The 1,949-nt window shown below is 39.1% G+C and carries 1 protein-coding gene and 1 pseudogene; both read left to right on the top strand.

Annotated elements, in window-relative coordinates:
- Positions 1-28: 28 nt before the first annotated feature.
- Positions 29-1,486 (top strand): DASS family sodium-coupled anion symporter, encoded by a 1,458-nt coding sequence (locus EXE10_RS20775; RefSeq protein WP_004695721.1) that lies wholly within the window; start codon positions 29-31, stop codon positions 1,484-1,486.
- Between the two features lie 280 nt (positions 1,487-1,766).
- Positions 1,767-1,949, top strand: a pseudogene (locus tag EXE10_RS20770) (IS6 family transposase); the annotation flags it as partial.

Below are 1,949 nucleotides of genomic sequence, written 5' to 3'. Positions count from 1 at the left end.
AATAACTATATTTTTGGAGTACGATTCAATGGGATTCAAACTCATACCAACCATAATTTCAGTATCACTTACCCTTATTATTTGGTTTCTCATTCCAATTCCGCAAGATGTTTCTGCAAATGCTTGGCTTCTATTTGCGATGTTTATTGGTGTTATTTCAGCCATTATTGGTAAAGCAATGCCTATTGGTGCAATTTCGATTATCGCGATAGCACTGGTCGCGATTACCCGAGTAACAGCAGATAACCCTAGCGATGCCATCAAAGATGCTTTAAGTGGCTTTGCTAACCCTCTTATTTGGTTGATTGGTATATCCATCATGATTTCAAAAGGGTTACAAAAAACAGGGCTAGGTGCACGACTAGGTTATTACTTTATTGCAGTTTGGGGTAAAAGAACCATTGGTATTGGCTATAGCCTTGCATTATCTGAACTCATTCTTGCACCTGTTACCCCAAGTAATACAGCACGTGGAGGCGGAATTATTCACCCTATCGTGCGCTCGATTGCAACGAGTTTTGACTCAGATCCAGAAAAAGGCACTGAAGGTAAAATTGGTAAATATCTTGCTTTGGTCAATTACCATTCAAATCCTATTACTTCTGCCATGTTTATTACGGCTACTGCACCCAACCCTTTAGTCGTTGAACTCATTGCGAAAGCGACCAATAGTCAAATCCATTTGAGTTGGACCACATGGGCATTAGCAATGGTTTTACCAGGTGTTGTTGCATTAGCATTTATGCCGATTGCGCTTTACTTTATGTACCCACCTGAAATTAAAAAAACACCAAATGCTGCACAATTTGCCAAAGACCGTTTACAAGAAATGGGTCCCATTACCTTACATGAAATGATTATGTTGGCTGTATTTGGAATTTTATTATTACTCTGGGCAGGTATTCCTGCCATGTTGTTGGGTGATATGTGGACTTTAGACCCAACTACAACCGCGTTTATTGGTTTATCACTCCTTCTGCTTACAGGAGTTTTAACTTGGGATGATGTCTTAACTCAAAAGAGTGCATGGGATACAGTAACTTGGTTTGCTGCATTGGTCATGATGGCGACCTTTTTAAATAAGCTCGGCTTAATCGCTTGGTTTTCTGGTGTTTTACAAACTAGCATTGGACAGCTTGGCTTAACGTGGGTTCCTGCTTCCATGCTTTTACTATTTGCTTATATGTACGCTCACTATATTTTTGCCAGTACTACTGCACATATTACCGCTATGTTTTCAGCATTCTACATTGCAGGTATCGCACTAGGTGCTCCTCCAATGTTCTTTGCACTGATTATGGCAGCAGCATCAAGCATTATGATGACGCTGACTCATTATGCGACAGGTACATCCCCTATTATTTATGGTTCAGGTTATACAACGCTTGGTGAATGGTGGAAAGCTGGTTTTGCTATGAGCATTATCAATATAGCTATTTTTATTGTATTGGGCGGACTTTGGTGGAAGATGCTGGGCTATTGGTAATTTAATATCTATAACAAAATTAAAATTTTATAAGTATAGTTATATCTATACAACCTGCCCCCTGAATAAGGGGGCTTTTTAATATCTGTCCATTACAGAAACTTCGTTATAATTTTACTCACTGAATAAAAATATATTTGATTAATTAGACTCGATGTCATAGACCCAATTATGCGCTTGCTTATCTGTTGTTGTTTCACAGACATAGTAGTCATGAGGCACTGTTGCAAATAGGCTGACATGATAAGCTAAATATCTTATTTATTTCGAGATACAGCAGATGAATCCCTTCCACGGTCGGCACTTTCAAGGTGAAATCATTCTTTGGGCTGTTCGTTGGTATTGTAAATATGGCATCAGCTATCGTGAACTTCAAGAAATGCTCGCTGAACGAGGCATAAATGTGGATCACAGTACAATTTATCGTTGGGTTCAGCGTTATGCTCCAGAAATGGAAAAACGG

Source organism: Acinetobacter sp. WCHAc060033 (genome assembly GCF_004209125.1).
Classification (GTDB): Bacteria; Pseudomonadota; Gammaproteobacteria; order Pseudomonadales; family Moraxellaceae; genus Acinetobacter; species Acinetobacter wuhouensis.
This window is presented reverse-complemented; position numbering and strand designations above follow the sequence as displayed.